The organism is Rhizobium sp. WYJ-E13 (assembly GCF_018987265.1).
GTDB lineage: Bacteria > Pseudomonadota > Alphaproteobacteria > Rhizobiales > Rhizobiaceae > Rhizobium.
On record NZ_CP076853.1, the window covers coordinates 4243946 to 4260190 of the forward strand.

At 60.9% G+C, this 16245-nt stretch carries 18 protein-coding genes and 1 tRNA gene; 7 read left to right on the forward strand and 12 right to left on the reverse strand.

Going from position 1 to position 16245, the window contains the following annotated elements; genetic code table 11:
- Window positions 1-5: 5 nt before the first annotated feature.
- The 7 genes from KQ933_RS20980 to KQ933_RS21010 form a co-directional block, all read right to left on the reverse strand.
- Window positions 6-1250, reverse strand: coding sequence for a glycosyltransferase family 2 protein (locus tag KQ933_RS20980; RefSeq protein ID WP_216756688.1), 1245 nt, complete (start codon window positions 1248-1250; stop codon window positions 6-8).
- Entirely contained in the window at window positions 1247-1789 is a 543-nt protein-coding gene (rfbC, locus tag KQ933_RS20985) for a dTDP-4-dehydrorhamnose 3,5-epimerase (RefSeq protein ID WP_216756689.1), read from the reverse strand. Before rfbC ends, KQ933_RS20980 begins: the two co-directional genes overlap by 4 nt.
- Entirely contained in the window at window positions 1786-3021 is a 1236-nt protein-coding gene (locus KQ933_RS20990; RefSeq protein ID WP_216756691.1) for a class I SAM-dependent methyltransferase, read from the reverse strand. Before KQ933_RS20990 ends, rfbC begins: the two co-directional genes overlap by 4 nt.
- The gene (gene rfbG, locus KQ933_RS20995; RefSeq protein WP_216758963.1) at window positions 3018-4082 is read right to left on the reverse strand and encodes a CDP-glucose 4,6-dehydratase; all 1065 of its coding nucleotides are present in this window, start codon (window positions 4080-4082) and stop codon (window positions 3018-3020) included. Before rfbG ends, KQ933_RS20990 begins: the two co-directional genes overlap by 4 nt.
- Window positions 4073-4846 carry a glucose-1-phosphate cytidylyltransferase gene (gene rfbF / locus KQ933_RS21000; RefSeq protein ID WP_216756693.1) on the reverse strand — a complete coding sequence of 258 codons (774 nt, stop codon included), beginning with the start codon at window positions 4844-4846 and terminating at the stop codon, window positions 4073-4075. The genes rfbG and rfbF overlap by 10 nt, the downstream gene beginning before the upstream one ends.
- 322 nt (window positions 4847-5168) lie before the next feature.
- Window positions 5169-5342 carry a hypothetical protein gene (locus KQ933_RS21005; protein WP_216758971.1) on the reverse strand — a complete coding sequence of 58 codons (174 nt, stop codon included), beginning with the start codon at window positions 5340-5342 and terminating at the stop codon, window positions 5169-5171.
- 93 nt (window positions 5343-5435) lie between these two features.
- Window positions 5436-5520 (reverse strand) — tRNA-Leu (locus KQ933_RS21010).
- Between the two features lie 168 nt (window positions 5521-5688).
- On the opposite strand from KQ933_RS21010, the gene KQ933_RS21015 reads away from it, so the two are divergent.
- On the forward strand, window positions 5689-6096 hold the full coding sequence (locus KQ933_RS21015) for a BA14K family protein (protein ID WP_216756694.1): 408 nt from the start codon (window positions 5689-5691) through the stop codon (window positions 6094-6096).
- A gap of 3 nt (window positions 6097-6099) precedes the next feature.
- Here KQ933_RS21015 and KQ933_RS21020 read toward each other — a convergent pair whose 3' ends face one another.
- Window positions 6100-6393, reverse strand: coding sequence for a SelT/SelW/SelH family protein (locus KQ933_RS21020; RefSeq protein WP_007813273.1), 294 nt, complete (start codon window positions 6391-6393; stop codon window positions 6100-6102).
- A gap of 185 nt (window positions 6394-6578) precedes the next feature.
- Here KQ933_RS21020 and KQ933_RS21025 point away from each other — a divergent pair, with 185 nt between their 5' ends.
- A complete protein-coding gene (locus tag KQ933_RS21025) occupies window positions 6579-7628 on the forward strand; it encodes a GH25 family lysozyme (protein WP_216756696.1) in 1050 nt (349 codons plus the stop codon).
- A 74-nt stretch (window positions 7629-7702) separates the two neighbouring features.
- Here KQ933_RS21025 and KQ933_RS21030 read toward each other — a convergent pair whose 3' ends face one another.
- On the reverse strand, window positions 7703-8779 hold the full coding sequence (locus KQ933_RS21030; protein ID WP_216756697.1) for a class I SAM-dependent methyltransferase: 1077 nt from the start codon (window positions 8777-8779) through the stop codon (window positions 7703-7705).
- A 160-nt stretch (window positions 8780-8939) separates the two neighbouring features.
- On the opposite strand from KQ933_RS21030, the gene KQ933_RS21035 reads away from it, so the two are divergent.
- Window positions 8940-9986, forward strand: coding sequence for a GlxA family transcriptional regulator (locus KQ933_RS21035; protein ID WP_216756699.1), 1047 nt, complete (start codon window positions 8940-8942; stop codon window positions 9984-9986).
- A gap of 5 nt (window positions 9987-9991) precedes the next feature.
- On the opposite strand, the gene lepA is transcribed toward KQ933_RS21035, so the two are convergent.
- Window positions 9992-11824, reverse strand: coding sequence for a translation elongation factor 4 (gene lepA, locus KQ933_RS21040; protein WP_112705713.1), 1833 nt, complete (start codon window positions 11822-11824; stop codon window positions 9992-9994).
- Between the two features lie 76 nt (window positions 11825-11900).
- Window positions 11901-12599 (reverse strand): thiaminase II, encoded by a 699-nt coding sequence (tenA, locus tag KQ933_RS21045; protein WP_216756700.1) that lies wholly within the window; start codon window positions 12597-12599, stop codon window positions 11901-11903.
- A gap of 129 nt (window positions 12600-12728) precedes the next feature.
- Here tenA and KQ933_RS21050 point away from each other — a divergent pair, with 129 nt between their 5' ends.
- Both KQ933_RS21050 and KQ933_RS21055 read left to right on the forward strand, forming a co-directional pair.
- Window positions 12729-13298: an XRE family transcriptional regulator gene (locus tag KQ933_RS21050; RefSeq protein ID WP_216756702.1), complete on the forward strand. Its 570-nt coding sequence runs from the start codon at window positions 12729-12731 to the stop codon at window positions 13296-13298.
- A gap of 29 nt (window positions 13299-13327) precedes the next feature.
- Complete coding sequence (locus tag KQ933_RS21055) at window positions 13328-13846, forward strand: GNAT family N-acetyltransferase (RefSeq protein ID WP_216756704.1); 519 nt, start codon at window positions 13328-13330, stop codon at window positions 13844-13846.
- Here the strand turns inward: KQ933_RS21055 and KQ933_RS21060 are convergent.
- Window positions 13828-14454 carry an HAD-IA family hydrolase gene (locus KQ933_RS21060; RefSeq protein WP_216756706.1) on the reverse strand — a complete coding sequence of 209 codons (627 nt, stop codon included), beginning with the start codon at window positions 14452-14454 and terminating at the stop codon, window positions 13828-13830. The two genes, KQ933_RS21055 and KQ933_RS21060, sit on opposite strands and share 19 nt — an antisense overlap.
- A 151-nt stretch (window positions 14455-14605) precedes the next feature.
- On the opposite strand from KQ933_RS21060, the gene KQ933_RS21065 reads away from it, so the two are divergent.
- Together KQ933_RS21065 and recX are read left to right on the forward strand one after the other, a co-directional pair.
- Window positions 14606-15631, forward strand: coding sequence for a histone deacetylase family protein (locus KQ933_RS21065; RefSeq protein ID WP_216756707.1), 1026 nt, complete (start codon window positions 14606-14608; stop codon window positions 15629-15631).
- Window positions 15632-15640: 9 nt separating this feature from the next.
- Complete coding sequence (gene recX / locus KQ933_RS21070) at window positions 15641-16192, forward strand: recombination regulator RecX (protein ID WP_216756709.1); 552 nt, start codon at window positions 15641-15643, stop codon at window positions 16190-16192.
- The last annotated feature ends 53 nt before the right edge of the window (window positions 16193-16245 follow it).

The window sequence follows — 16245 nt, forward strand, 5'->3', positions numbered from 1 at the left end:
CAACTTCAGATGAGCACATGCTGAGTCAGGTCGGTTTCGATGAAGATGAGGTTCGGCTTGTAGCCGAGCTTGAGGAAATTCTCGCGTCGCGGCATGTCGGCGGCGAAGATCGCGGTCTTCTCCAGACGCGCCGGCTCATGCGTCTGCGGGTCGGCGACAATCTCGATCTCCGACAGCAGGCCCATGTTCCGCAGCATCTCGCCGATCGATTTCGGATCGGCCATGCCGCTGAGGATGAGCCTGCTGATGCCGGCGGTCGCGTTGACCTGATAGACGAGCGTCTGGATCGCCACCATCATCGGGAGACTGTGGCGAAGCTCAGCGACTTCAGGATGTTCGCCAAGGCCGCCGAGGGCCATGCGGGTGTAGAGCTCGTACGCCTTGATGAAATCCTTGCGTGCCACCCAGAAACGAATGGCGACAGAGATGCGGTTCAGCGTGAAGACCTTGCACATCTCGTCGTAGATGGCGCGCGCCTCGCGGCTGGTGTTCAGCTTGCCGCGCTTGGCGGCGATATAGAGGAAGTATTCGAGACCACCGCGATACTTGTCCCATGAGGTCATCACATCGTCATTGCCGGCCTGCTGGCGTGCCGGCGCGATCTTGGAGACCGCTACCGAGCGATAGAAGGGCTGCTTGAGGAAAGTGACCGCACCCTGATCGACGAAATGCGCGAGATAGGAAAAGGCCCAGAAGCAGAAGTCGCGTGGCACCCAGGCGGAGCGCAGGGCAGAGGAGCGATAGATGCCGATCTCGGGGAAGATGTGTCCGTTAAAGATGAACTGGAAGAGCTCTATGAAATTCTGCTGCGCGAACTTGGTGTTCTCGGCGATATCGTAGAATTGCGAGAGGTCCCGATCGTGAATTTCATCGTACAGATACCAAGGCGCCTGGCACGCGACGACATCGGGATTGGCGTCCAGATAGGTCATTGCCGCTTCGACGCCGGCAGGCACCAGGAAGTCGTCATCGGCAAGGTAGATCGAATATTCGCCGACCGCATGATGGAAGGCGCAGGCAAGGTTCGGTCCCGAGCCGCCGTTGACGGCACGGCGGTGATAATGGATCGGCAGGCCCCTGGCGATGAATTCCTCGGCAACCTGTGTTGTATTATCCGTCGAGGCGTTGTCGGAGATGACGATCTCGTAGGGGAAGCTGAAATTATAGGTCGCACAATGCTCCAGCGCGTTTCTGAGATAGGCCTCACGATTGTAGGTCGGAATGCAGATGCTGAGTTTGATGCCGCTCAAAGGCCTGTCTCCTGGCTGTAGCTTTCAAGCGCGGCGTCGCGCTCGCTGATGACACCAGGCGTGAAGGGCCAGGCGATGGAAAAGGCGGGATCGTCCCAACGGACGCCGCGGGCAAGCTCCGGCACATAGACTTCCGACATCTGGTAGAAGAGCTCGCAATCGTCCTCGAGCGTCAGGAAGCCGTGTGCGCAGCCGGCGGGTATGTAGAAGGCGTTGTACTGCGCTGCGTCGAGTTCAACGGCGGCCCATTTCAGATAGGTCGGCGAATCCTGCCTCAGATCGAGCGCCACGTCGAAGACCCTGCCGCGCGTTGCGCGCACCAGCTTGATCTCCGGCCGCGGCTCGGCCTGATAGTGCATGCCGCGCAGCGTCCCGCGCTTGTGGTTCTGCGAGACGTTGCATTGCGGATAGACAGGCACGAGACCGTGGTCGGCGAAACTCTTGGCGTCGAAGGTCCGCGCGAACAGTCCGCGCTCGTCGGAACGCGCGTCGACTTCGACGATAAAGGCGCCTGAAACCGCGGTCGGGACGAATTTCATCCGATCACCGTCAGTTCCGGCACGGCGACGGCGAAGCGTCCGCCCCAGTCGCCGACCCGGCTATTGGCCGCAACGACTTCGTTCTTGATGTTCCAGGGCAGGATGAGGACGTAGTCCGGCCGCGTCTCGTCCATCTTTTCCGGCGCGTAGATCGGCAGTTTGCTACCCGGCAGGAAGTGGCCCTGCTTGTGCGGGTTGCGGTCGACGACATAGGCGATGAGGTCGGTGCCGACACCGCAGAAATTCAGGAGCGTATTGCCCTTGGCGGCGGCCCCGTAAGCGGCGACCGTCTTGCCGTTGCGTTTGGCTTCGGTGAGGAAGGCGAGCAGCCCGTCCTTGATCGGTGCCACGCGGCTCTGAAAGGCCTCATAGGTTTCGACCTTGTCGAAGCCGGCGGCTGCCTCGTCAATGCGCACCTTGGCGACACCGGGGCCGGTCGGATGAGCGGTAGACGTTGCGCGGCAGGCGAGCACGCGCAGGCTGCCGCCATGCGTTGGCAGCTCTTCCACGTCGAACACCTTGAGGCCGTGTGCCCCAAAGACCTTTTCGACTGCGAGCAGCGACAGGTAGTAGAAATGCTCGTGATAAACAGTGTCGAACTGAATGTTCTCCATCAGCCGCAGCAGATGCGGGAATTCGACGCTGACGACGCCGTCAGTCTTCAGCACGCCAGAGAGCCCGCCGACGAAATCGTTGATGTCAGGGACATGCGCCAGCACGTTGTTGCCGATGACGATATCGGCAGCAAGGCCGCGGGAGACGAGATCGGCAGCCGTCTCCTTGCCGAAGAAGCGCGCTTCCGTCGGCACCCCGATCTGCCGCGCCACCTCGGCGACGTTTTCGGCCGGCTCGATGCCGAGCACCGGCACACCGGCCTCGACGAAATGCTTCAGCAGGTAGCCGTCATTGCTCGCCACCTCGATGACCTGCGATGTCTCGTTGAGGCCGAAGCGCTTGCGTGCCATGATGGTGAACTGGCGGGCGTGCTCCACCCAGCTGTCGCTGTAGGAAGAGAAATAGGCGTAGTGGCTGAAGATGTCCTCAGGCGGCACGAAGGCATCGGCCTGCACCAGCCAGCAATCGGAGCAGACGAAGGCGCGTAGCGGATAGGACGGCTCCGGCTGCTCGAGCTGCTCTTCCGTCAGATAGGCGTTGGCAAGCGGCGTCGAGCCGAGGTCGACGAAGCGATGATTTAACGGAGCGCCGCAGAACCGGCAATTATGCGCTGTCATGATATTGCTTCCTCATAGGCCGCGATCTGGCTGAGCGAGAAGGCGCGCATGTCGGCTCCTTCGCGGTTGGCCTTGTACCAGGCGGCTGTCCAGTCGATTGTCTGTTGCAGGCTCAGGCGCGGGCGCCAGCCGATGGCGGAAAGCGCCAAGGCCGAGCTCAATGTCAGAGCAGGCGCCTCCGGCAGATGCGTTCCGGGCGCCTGCTTCCAGACGTCGTTGACGCCATGGGCAAGGCCGAGCGCATCGGCGAGTTCGCAGACGGTTGCGAAACTCTGCGGGTCCGGGCCGAAATTGAGCGCCTCGGGCAACTCCTTTTCATCCGAAAGCGTCAGCGCTTCGGCGAAGGCGAGATAACCGCCGAGGGGCTCAAGCACATGCTGCCAGGGACGGATCGCTTGCGGGTAACGAAGCAGGATCGGCTGGTGGCTCTCGAAAGCGCGGATGAAATCGGGGATCAGCCGATCCCTGGACCAGTCGCCGCCGCCGATAACGTTGCCGGCGCGCACGGTCGCAACGCTGATGTTGCGCCCCTTGAAGAAGCTGTCGCGATAGCTCTGAACGACGAGTTCGGTGCAGGCCTTGGAATTGGAATAGGGGTCCTTGCCGCCGAGCGTATCGCTTTCGATAAAGGGAACACCGCTGCCGTTGTTGGCATAGACCTTGTCGGAGGTGACGACGAGAACCGTTCGAACCGAAGGTGCCTCGCGCACCGCATCGAGGACGTTAGCGGTTCCCATCACATTGGTTGCGAAGGTCTCGGTCGGATTTTCATAGGAGCGTCGCACCAGCGCTTGCGCTGCCATGTGGATGACGATTTCGGGCTCGAAATCGGTGAGGCGCTGCTTGAACGCGGCTGCATCCCTGATGTCGGCGATGTGGTGACCCTGCCCGTTCCAGGGGGAAAGCCGCGCATAAAGAGAGGGACTGGTCTCGGGTTCGAGCGAGACCGCCGCCACCTCCGCGCCGAGCTTTTCCAGCCACAGCGAAAGCCAGGATCCCTTGAACCCCGTATGTCCCGTCAGGAACACACGTCTGCCATTCCAGAAGTCCGTCAGGCCCATATCTTCCACGGCGCCTTTCCGGAGCTCCAGAGCTCTTCGAGCTGGTTGCGCTCGCGTAGCGTATCCATCGGCTGCCAGAAGCCGTCGTGGCGGAAGGCGGCCAGTTGCTTGTTGGATGTCAGCCACTGCATCGGGCCGGCTTCCCAGATCGTGTCGTCGCCTTCGATGAGGTCGATGACGGAAGGATGCAGCACGAAGAAGCCGCCATTGATGCGCTGGCCGTCGCCCTTCGGCTTTTCGATGAAGGCGGTCACGACATCGTTTTCGATATTCGTCGCGCCGAAACGGCCAGGCGGCGTCACCGCGCACATCGTCGCTTTCAGGCCGTGGCTGCGATGGAAGGCGATCTCCGAGGTGATGTCGATATCGGCGACACCGTCGCCATAGGTCAAGCAGAAGGGCTCGTCGGGGTTCAGATGCTCGCGGACGCGCCGGATACGGCCGCCCGTCATCGAGTTCATGCCGGTATCGACGATAGTCACCTTCCAGCTGGGCTTCGAACCCTTGTGATATTCGATCGCGTTGGTGGCGAGGTCGACGGTGATGTCGCTGTGATGCAGGAACAGGTTTACGAAATATTCCTTGAGCATGTAGCCCTTATAGCCGGCGCAGATGATGAAATCATTCAAGCCGTGATGGGCGTAGATGTTCATGATATGCCAGAGGATCGGCTTTTCTCCGATCTCGACCAGAGGCTTAGGCCGCACGCTGGTCTCTTCGGCGAGGCGCGAACCCAGACCACCTGCCAGAATTACGACTTTCATCCCAAGCGAACTCCAAAGTGTCTGATAACATCCATTGCCGCCGGCATGCGCCTGGCGAATATGTCCGGTATGCGGGCAACGATCTCCACGGAGCGGAACGGCAGTAACTTCATCGTGATGCCGGTATCCGATTTCGTTCTTGTGCGAGGCTTGCCTTAGCCAAGGCGAAAATAACCATCAGCCGGGTGGTATCTGCCCGCCCGCTGAGTGGTTTGCCCGATAGTCTCTTGGAATTATTTGCTATTTTGCAACGCCCTGCATCGGCGCTGCATGCCTATGATTTTTGAGGGGTAAGAAAAGCGCTCTGCAGGGAATGAGGCGATCAGAGAATCCGGTCGATCTTATGCTGGATATGCAGGTTGGGCATCAAACCAGCCGTATGGGCGGCGCGATAGGCGTTGCGCGCAGCATCGAACGTCACGCCCCACATGATGGCGCTCAGAAGAAAAGCGATGATGTAGACCTGGATCCGCATAGCGCCATGGAAATGGAGCATGGTGGCATTAGTGTGGCGATGCTGAAGGGAGCCCGCACAGGGGCGAATTCTCGACAGAAGATATTGTGAAACAAGCTCTTTCGAGAAAGGAAATGGTGCCCAGAAGAGGACTCGAACCTCCACGCCTCGCGGCACAGGTACCTGAAACCTGCGCGTCTACCAATTCCGCCATCTGGGCGACGGAGAGCCATGTACGGGGGTGGCTCTTTGCTGTCAACAGGTTTTTGAAGTTTTCCTGACAGTCTGTGAAAAAGCTTCATGAAGCTGTGATCGCAACCCGCGGGTCAGTGGATGGCGTGGCCCGTTTCTCCACCCTATATAACGGGATATTGGAAAGGAACGCACCATGTTCGACCTTCGCCCCGCTCTTCTTGCCGGTTTGCTTGCCGCAGTGCCGCTGGCTGGGGCCAACGCCGCCTCGCCATCGCTGGGGCCCGTCAATACGCAGTCGACGATCTGCGATTATCGCGGCTGCTTCGGCTTTGGTCCGCAGCAATGGCATCGTCCGGCCTATGTGCAGCCGAACTATCGGCCGCCGAATGCCGCCGGCCCGAAATATTACCAGCCGCCCGGCCAGTTGCCGCCACGGCTGACCTACGACCCGCCGCCGGTGCAGCGGATACAGCCTTCGGCTGACAATCAGACTCGCCATCAGCAATGGTGCCGGAACGAATACCGCTCCTACAATCCGCGAACGGATCGTTTCCTGACCTATCAAGGCATCTACAAGACCTGCAACTCGCCTTATAACTGAGCGTCAGCTTTCCAGCGAAGCGCGATCGGTATGCCCGAGATCGCGATCGGGCTCGATGATGTCGCGCACCCGCTGCTTGAGTTCCTTGGGCCCCGGAAAACCGCCGTCGCGCTTGCGCTCCCAGATCAGATCGCCATTGACGCGGATTTCGAAATTGCCGCCGGTGCCGGGAATGAGGGCCACCTCGCCAAGACTATCGGTAAACGTCTGCAGCAGTTCCTGCGCCATCCAGGCGGCACGCAGCAGCCAGTTGCACTGAGTGCAGTATAGGATCGTCACGCGGGCTTTTTCGGTCATGGGAGGCTCCTTTTATCCTAGGGGATCTAGAGGCTCGCAAGCGGCGCTGCAATGCGCCTGGCGCCGAATCGTCAGACCGAAAGTTCGGATTCAGTCTTTTTTGATAATTTTCCGTTAGCTATTCCGGATTGGTGTCTTCCCGAATGGCTGAAGCACCCTGGTTCTTGTTTTGCTTACGGGTGCTCATGCGTTCCACGGCTGTCCCAGCGATCCTCGTTGCCTGCCTCGCTCTGGCGGGTTGCTCGTCGGCTTCCGGTCCGGAGAGTCTTGCCGCCGGCGTCACACCGAAGCCTTCCAAGGAAATCACGGCTTCCGTCACCCCGCCGCCGGCACCTGTGCCGCAGGCCACAGTCGCCGCGATCGATGCGGACGATGCCACTCCGCAGACAAGCCTTGCCTGGGAAGCCCCCGTGCCGGAATCCAGGGCCTTCTCGGCAGTGACGCCTTCAGCCACATCGCAACCCGGTATGCCGGTTCCGAGCGACCGCCCCGTCGAATTCGCCATGGCGGCGGCACCCGCCATCGAACCGCCGACGCGTGGCCGTTCGCGCGTCTACGGCTATGGTTTCCGCGATGCCAAGCCGATCAATTTTGGCAGGACCTCGCCGCGCAAGCTGGCCGTCCACGGCGTCGACGTCTCCCGCTGGCAGGGTGAGATAGATTGGGAAACGCTCAGAACCCGCGGCGCGAACTTCGCCTTCATCAAGGCGACCGATGGCGGCGACCATTTGGACCCGATGTTCAAGACCAACTGGCGGCGCGCCAAGGAAGCCGGCATCAAGCGCGGCGCCTATCACTTCTTCTACTGGTGTCGTACAGCCGGCGAGCAGGCCGACTGGTTCATCCGCAACGTCCCGCGTGATCCGGATGCACTGCCGCCGGTCATCGATGTCGAATGGAACGGCGAATCGAGCTGCAAGGTGAAGCTTTCGCGCGCCCGCGTGCTGGAAAAGATGCAGGTCTTCATGGAGAAGATCGAGCGGCACTATGGCAAGCGCCCGATCATCTACACGGCCCCGGATTTCTACGCTGACAATCTCGAAGGCGCCTTCCAGAACTATCATTTCTGGCTGCGCGCGGTCGCCGAGCATCCTTCGAAGGTCTATCCGAACCGCAAGTGGCTCTTCTGGCAATATTCCGGCTCCGGCCTCTCGCACGGCGTCGAAGGCCGCATCGACCTCAATGTCTTCCGCGGCAGCGAGGAAGAATGGCACCGCTGGGTAGCCGGCCTCTAAGAATTTCACCCCGTACAAAGATGCCGCAGAACTGACGATGGCAGCCCTGCGGCATTCGGCTCCGACCGCAAGGATCAGAGTCGCGCTTCCAGCACGAGGTTGAACGGCGTTGCCATCGCCCGGCGGAACCGCGTGAAACCGGCCTTCCGGAAGATTTCGGCCAACCTTTTCTCGCCGGCCTGTGCGCCAAGCACGATATGGCCGCCGTCAGAAATCGCATGAGCGCAGCAGATCGTCGTCGAGGCAGCATAATACATGCGCGCGACCGGCGAGATACTGTCGTCCACGCCATCCTTCGCATAGGGCTCGACCAGCATCACTGTACCGTTGCGGGCGATGGTTCTGGCCGCGTGTTTCGCGACGGCGAGCGGATCGCCCATGTCGCGCAGGCAATCGAAGAAGCAGATGAGATCGTAATCCGAGCCGGAATAGGCGTCCGCCCGCGCCGTCTCGAATGTGACCCTCTCTGTTCCGCCCGCCGTAGCAACAACCTGCCGGGCCTCATCGAGCGATTCCTGATGAGAATCGAAACCACGGAAGCGCGATGACGGAAAGGCCTCGGCCATCAATGCCGTTGAATGACCGTGGCCGCAGCCGACATCGGCGACCAGAGCGCCAGCCTTCAGTTTCTCGATGACGCCATCGAGAGCCGGCAGCCATTCGGCGACAAGGCTTGCCTTGTAGGCATTGCGGTAGAGCGATGCCACGCCGCAATAGAGCCTGCCGTCATGATCGCCCCAGGGAATGCCGGCGCCCGTGCGGAAGGCATCCAGCGCCTTGTCCTCATCAGCCCACATTGAAGCCGGAATTGCCCAGGCCGCAGCCATGAAGACCGGGCTGTCGTCCTGCGCCAGCACCAGCGCATGCTCTGCCGGCAGTTCATAGCTGTGGCTTGCCGCATCATAGATCACATAGCCCCCTGCCACCTGCGAACCCAGCCATTCGCGGATATACCGTTCCGCACAGCCGGTGATGGCCGCAAGTTGGTGCGAACTGATCCGCCCGGCCTTCGCCATCGCTTTATAGAGGCCGAGCCGGTGGCCGATGCTCACCATCACGCCGCCATAGCCGGCCGAGAGGTCGCCGATTGCCCGCGAGACGATGAGATCGAGTTTGGCCGCATCTATAGTGTTGTTTTTTATCTGGTCCATTTCCTTCTCCTGTCGAAACATTCAGAATGGAAATGGAATGACAGCGGCGGGGGCCTTGTGGCAGAGCGGCATGAGCCAGAAGCGGGCCATTTGCGCCAATCGTTGCGCCGGTGTAGGCAAAAGAGACGAATAGCGCGGCTGTTCCTTCCGGAGGGATGAGATGCAATCCGGTGCCGACCGCGTCGCTTCCAGGTCGCTTCATGTCAGCCTCGTGGCCATTCCCGAGGCTGTCGTATCGACGCTGAGCGGCATTTTCGATGTGATGAATGCCTTTGCGGTCTTGCCGGCAGCGAGCGATGTCCTTGCCGGTCGGGCGCCCTTCAAAGTGGAAATCGTCGGCACATCCGCGGAGCCGCTGGAACTTGCAAGCCGCCTCCCGATTACCGTCCAGCGCAGCATCTCATCTCTCGACCATACGGATATCATCATCGTCCCCTCCGTTTTGCTGCCATCGGGCGGATGGGAGAAGGGACGTTATCCGGAACTTGTCGAATGGGTGCGTGCCATGCATGCCCGCGGCGCGCAGATCTGCTCGGCCTGTTCGGGCCTCTTTCTGCTGGCCGAGACCGGGTTATTTGATGGCATGGATGCGACAGTGCATTTTGGCTATGCCGAGTCCTTCCGGACCAGCTTTCCGCAGGTGCCCGTCCATCCGGAGCGTGTGCTCGTGGTCTGCGGTAGGCGGGAAGAGTTGATCAGTTCCGGTGCCTCCATGACCTGGCATGATCTGGTCCTGTACCTGATCGCCCGCCATGCGGGTGCTTCGGCCGCGCAGGCGATTGCCCGTTTCTTCGCGTTGCAATGGCATCAGGATGGGCTGGCGCCCTATATCGTCTTCGAGGGACGCAGAGGTCATGGTGACACAGCGATCCAGATAGCGCAGGACTGGCTTTCCAGCCATTTCTCCGTCGCCAATCCCATCGAGGAAATGTCCCGTCATGCCGGCCTGACAGAGCGCACTTTCAAACGCCGCTTCACCCAGGCGACCGGTGTCAGTCCGATCGCCTATGTTCAGCGTTTGAGAGTGGAGGATGCAAAGCGGCGGCTGGAGCGCACGGATACGCCTGTCGACGAGATCAGCTGGCAGGTCGGCTATGAAGAGCCGGCGTTTTTCCGCAGGCTCTTCAAGCGGATGACAGGTCTGACACCCGGCAGCTATCGCCGCAGGTTTCGCGTGCCCGATTATGCGCGACCGTCAAAAGGCTGAGGCGCTTACTCGTCGCCCATCTTGAGCGCCGCAATAAACGCTTCCTGCGGGATTTCCACCTTGCCGAACTGCCGCATCCGCTTCTTGCCTTCCTTCTGCTTTTCCAGAAGTTTGCGCTTGCGGGTGGCGTCGCCGCCGTAGCACTTGGCGGTCACGTCCTTGCGAAGGGCGGAGATGGTTTCGCGGGCAATCACGTTGCTGCCGATCGCCGCCTGGATCGGGATCTTGAACATGTGCTTCGGGATCAGCTCCTTCAGCCGCTCGCACATGTCGCGGCCGCGCTTTTCGGCGGCGGCGCGATGCACGAGCATCGAGAGTGCGTCGACAGGTTCGCCGTTGACGAGGATCGACATCTTGACGAGGTTGCCTTCGCGATAGCCTTCGAGGTGATAGTCGAAGGACGCATAGCCCTTGGAGATCGATTTCAGCCGGTCGTAGAAGTCGAAGACAACTTCGTTGAGCGGCAGCTCATAGGTTACCATCGCGCGGGTGCCGACATAGGTCAGCTCGGTCTGGATGCCGCGGCGGTCCTGGCAGAGCTTCAGGATGCCGCCGAGATAGTCGTCCGGTGTCATGATCGTTGCCTTGATCCACGGCTCGCGGATTTCGGCGATCTTGACGACATCGGGCATATCGGCCGGATTGTGCAGCTCGCGCTCGCTGCCGTCGGTCATCGTCAGCTGATAGACGACAGAAGGAGCTGTCGCGATCAGGTCGAGGTCGAACTCGCGCTCCAGGCGCTCCTGAATGATTTCGAGATGCAGCAGTCCGAGGAAACCGCAACGGAAGCCGAAGCCGAGTGCCGCCGACGATTCCATTTCGAAGGAGAAGGATGCGTCGTTGAGACGAAGCTTGCCCATCGCGGCACGCAGGTCTTCGAAGTCGGCTGCATCGACCGGAAACAGACCGCAGAAGACGACCGGCTGCGCCGGCTTGAAGCCCGGCAGCGCCTGGGCCGTCGGGCGCTTGTCTTCGGTGATGGTGTCGCCGACGCGCGTATCGGCCACTTCCTTGATCGAAGCGGTGATGAAGCCGATTTCGCCTGGGCCGAGGCTGTCCACATTGACCATCTTCGGCGTCAGCACGCCGACGCGCTCGACCTGATACTTGGCATCCGTGCCCATCATGCGAATCGTCTGTCCCTTGGACAGCACGCCGTCGATGACGCGCACCAGAACCATGACGCCGAGATAGGTATCGTACCAGCTGTCGACGAGCAGCGCCTTCAGCGGCGCCTTTTCGCCGCCGGGGCTCTTCGGCGCCGGCAGCTTGTGAACGATCGCTTCCAGCACGTCCGGAATGCCGAGACCGGTCTTGGCCGAGATCAGCACGGCCTCGGAAGCATCGATGCCGATCACTTCCTCGATCTGCTCCTTGATGCGGTCGGGTTCGGCCGCCGGCAGGTCGATCTTGTTGAGAACGGTGACGAGTTCGTGATTGTTGTCGATCGCCTGATAAACGTTGGCGAGCGTCTGGGCTTCGACGCCCTGCGACGCGTCGACGACGAGCAGCGAACCTTCGCAGGCCGAGAGCGAGCGCGAGACTTCATAGGCGAAGTCGACGTGGCCGGGCGTGTCGATGAGGTTCAGCACATAGGTTTCGCCGTTATTCGCCTTGTAGTGCAGGCGCACGGTCTGTGCCTTGATGGTGATGCCGCGCTCGCGCTCGATATCCATATTGTCGAGCACCTGCTCGGACATCTCACGCTCGGCAAGGCCGCCGGTCGTCTGGATCAGGCGGTCAGCAAGCGTCGATTTGCCGTGGTCGATATGGGCCACGATCGAGAAGTTGCGGATATGGGATAGCGGAGTCGTCGAATTGGTGCTCATGCGCGCCATATAGCAGCGCGCTCACCGCCCGCAAAGCGGTAATTATACCGGGGTTTACCGTATTTTGCAGACTGTGGCGTGTGGCTCAGACCGGCCAGGTCTCCAACCGCCAGGCCGAATCCCAAAACATCCATTCATATTGGGAGGCACGCACGAAAACATCCATCATCTGCTGGCGCTCCACCGGCGAGGCGGCGCGGGCGGCGATATCCGTCAAGGCAATCACTTCGCGCGCACCGGCTGCGAATTGCGGGTCGCCATAGGTGTTGATCCAGGCCTGGAAGACGTTGCCCTCGATCGCCGGCCTGCCCTTGATACCTTCGCCGACATGCCAGTAGATCCAGAAGCACGGCAGGATGGCGGAAAGCGCGACAGCATAGGAGCTGTGATAGGCCGTCGCCAGCAGGAAATTCGTATAAGCGAGACAGGAGGGGGAGGGCTCTGCCGCCGTCACATCCGCGCTCGAGATACCGAACTGCGTCAGGAAACCGGCATGCAGGCCCTGCTCGACGGTGATCGCCTTCTGTGCCGAACCGAGGAAGCGCAGCACCTGCGCATTGTCGGGCGCCTTGGCCGCGACGATGGCGAGGCAGCGGGCATAGTGCTTCAGGTAGATTGCGTCCTGCAGGATATAGTGGCGGAAAACCTCCGGCGGCAGCGTGCCGTCCGAAAGCCGTTCCAGCAGCGGCAACCGCTCGATCTCGGCCATGATGGGCTTGATGCGGTCCCAGGCGGCAGCCGTGAAGTTTGCCGTCGTCTCAGTGCCTTGCGTGATGCCGTCCATGCTGGTCTCCGCTCTTCAATGCCGCTGCCATATATCGACGGCGCTGTGGTGAAAGCAAGGCTGCTCAACATGACTTGATTCCATCATCAGATCTTGTATTTCTCTTATAGTAGAATTGTGGATCGAAGCATGGAACAGGAACTCGAACAGGCGATCGGCATCCGCATCCGCGTGCTGCGGCTGGAAAAGGGCCTCACGCTGGATGATCTGGCCACAGCCTCCGGCGTGAGCCGCGCCATGATCTCCCGAATCGAACGCGCCGAGGCGAGCCCGACGGCGTCGCTTCTGGCAAGGGTTTGCGCAGCGCTCGGCCTGTCGTTGTCGGAATTCTTCGCCGAGGAGGGACAAGAGGCGTCGCCGTTTTCGCGTCGCCAGGACCAGCAGGTTTGGCGCGATCCCGAAACCGGCTATATGCGCCGGGCCGTCTCGCCGCCGGGTACAACCTCGGATGTCGATATCGTCGATGTCGAGTTTCCAGCCGGCGCGCGAGTCAGCTTCCCGCCGCATGCGGCAAGCCGCGGCATGACACAGCATGTCTGGCTCTTTGATGGCGAGCTGGAAATGACCGTTGGCGAAACGGTCTACCGCCTCAAAGCCGGCGACTGTCTCTTCATGCCTGTTGGCGAAGGCCATGTCTTTCATAATCCGGGTCACGCGCCCGCACGTTATTGCGTCGTGCTGGATCACGGTGGCCACTAAATCACGCGCTGTTTATCAGGGGAATATTTATGCCGAGCATCCGCCTTCTCTCCGCCGCTGAAGCCCACGCCGCCATTCCCGATCTTTGCGAGGTGCTGGCCGATTGCGTCAATGGCGGCGCCTCTGTCGGCTTCATGCAGCCCTATACCCCGGCTGATGCCGAACCCTACTGGCGTGGCGTCGCCGAGGCCGTGGCCGATGATGCCACGCTGCTGTTTGTGGCTGAAGTGGACGGCAAGATTGTCGGCACCGTGCAGGTCGGCGCTGCGCAGATGCCGAACCAGCCGCATCGCGGCGATCTGAAGAAGCTGCTCGTCCATCGCTCTGCCCGCGGCCATGGGCTGGCGCGCCTGCTGATGGAAATGGCCGAACACGAAGCGGCCCGCCGCGGCAAGACGATCCTCGTCCTCGACACGGCAACCGGCAGCGATGCCGAAGCGATCTATCCGCGCCTCGGCTGGGAGCGCGTCGGCGTTATCCCCGATTACGCGCTGTGGCCGGAAGGCGGGCTTTGCGCCACCACTTTCTTCTACAAGCGGGTCGCCTGAGCATTCTGCGTAAACGCGGCGATGGCATCTGCAAGCGCTGACGCTGGCGTCCAATGCAAGGCCCTCCAGCCGAATTGCGCGGCGGCCGCAATATTCTCTTCGACATCGTCGATAAAGCCGATCTCATGCGGTGCGACGCCAACCCCATCGGTCACAAGGCGGAAAAAGTCGCTTTCGGGCTTTCGACTGCCGAGCGCTGCGGAATAGAAGATGCCGTCGAAAAGCGCGCCGAGTTCGAGCACGTCGCGCAAATAGGCCGCCCGCCTGTGTTCTTGATTGGTGGCAAGATAAAGACGCGTGCCTTCGTCCTTCAGGCGGGCGAGGTCGGCGAGCAGCTGCCGGTCCAGGCGGGAGTCGTTTTCGAACCAGTAGTCGAGCAGTTTCTCGGTGGTGAGATGCGGGGCGATGCGGTCGAGAACCTCCGTCAGGCGGGGCTCGATCGGCTCCTGTCCCGTGACGATCCCGACCCAATAAGGCTTGAAGAACTCCTGCTGAAGCAAGGACGGCGCCAAGCCAAGATCGCGCTCAAGGTAGGTAAAGAGCGGCAGACCGTCCGCCGGTCGCCCGTGAACCAGCACACCATCGACATCGACCATCAGGATTTTCATGGGTTAATCTCGTAAGGAAAAGGGACGCATTCTGAAATCGACTTGAACGTGGCGTCATCATCAGCAGCGATCAAGGCGCGTTCAGCGCTTTTTTCTTCCGACGGGCATGTGTAAGGCTTGAGTCCAAGAAGCTGATTTGCGGAGGAGTTCAGTGCGCGTCATCTATTCCGAAGACCACAAGCTGCGTGATGCGAAGACCGAGCTGCATGACGGTCAGCTCGTGACGCCCTTCGAGGCGCCGTTCCGGGCCGAATGGATCCTTGCTGCGGTCAAGGAAGCAGGCTTTTCGGATGTCGTCGCGCCGGAGACCCATGGCCTCGAAACGGCAGGCAAGGTGCATGATCCGGCCTATCTGGAATTCCTGGCAACGGTCTGGGATCGCTGGGTGGCGGCAGGATATAAAGGCGAGGCGATCGCCAACTCCTTTCCCGTCCGCCGCACCAGCCAGCGGGTGCCCGAAAATATCGTCGGCGCGATCGGCCATTATGCCAATGCCGCCGATACCTCCATCAGCAAGGGGTCTTATGAGGCAGCGCTTGCTTCGATGCGCTGCGCGATCACGGCTGCGGACTGGCTCGACGCCGGCAACCGCTTTGCCTTCGCGCTCTGCCGCCCGCCCGGCCATCATGCCGGCATCGATCTCTTCGGCGGCTATTGCTTCATCAACAATTCCGGCGTCGCGGCCCAGCGCCTGCTCGATCACGGCGCCGGGAAGATTGCCGTGCTCGATGTCGATTTCCACCACGGCAACGGTACGCAGGATCTCTTCTATCGCCGCGGCGACGTCTTCACTGCCTCGCTGCATGGCGATCCCATCCACGCCTTTCCCTATTTCCTCGGCTATGCCGATGAAGTGGGCGAAGGGGAGGGCGAGGGTGCCAACCGCAATTACCCAATGGCGCGCGGCACGGGCTTTGATGTCTGGTCGGCAGCGCTTGCCGATGCGCTCTCCCGCATCAAGGTCTTCGGTGCGGAGGCGATCGTCGTGGCCCTTGGCGTCGATACGTTCGAGCGCGATCCGATTTCCTTCTTCACGCTGAAATCAGAGGATTTCATCCGCATAGGCGAGATGATTTCCGCTTTTGGCCTGCCCGTCGTCACCTGCATGGAAGGCGGTTATGGGGTGCCGGAAATCGGCTTTAACGTCGCCAATGTGCTCAAGGGCATGGAAGCCTGATCACTGCCGATGACCGAGGAGACCATCTCATCCGATATCCCGACGCCCCGCATGCTGAGTTGGGCGCGCAATTCGACCATCTACCGCCTCGAGCGGCGCATGATGACGGAAAAGCAGCTCTTTGACGCCATCACCCGCAAAGCAAAGGAGAAGTTCGAGGATATCAGCGCAGCCCAGGTCAAGGCTGTTGCCGATTTCGCCGTCAAATTCGCCTATGACAACAAGGCGATCGACGATACCGCCTATGCCGAAATCAGCACGCGTTCCGCCATGCGCAGCGGCAAGTCGAAACGCGCCATCGCCCAGAAGCTTGCGGTCAAGGGTGTCTCCAGCGACAGGGTTGAGGCCGCGCTCGAAGAGGCTGACGATCTCTATGCTGCTGCGATATTCGCCCGCAAACGCGCCTTCGGCCCCTTCCGCCGCGTCGAGCTTGATGAAAAACGGAGGGCGAAGGAGCTCTCGGCCTTCGCCCGTAACGGCTTCGGCTTCGAGATCGGCAGGAAGGTCTTCGAGATGAGCTTTGAGGATGCCGAAGAGGTGATCCTCGCCGGTCGTCTCTGATATCGCATCAAGCCTTTTGCTGCCCCGATCAGAAGTTTGAATTTGTCGCCCGC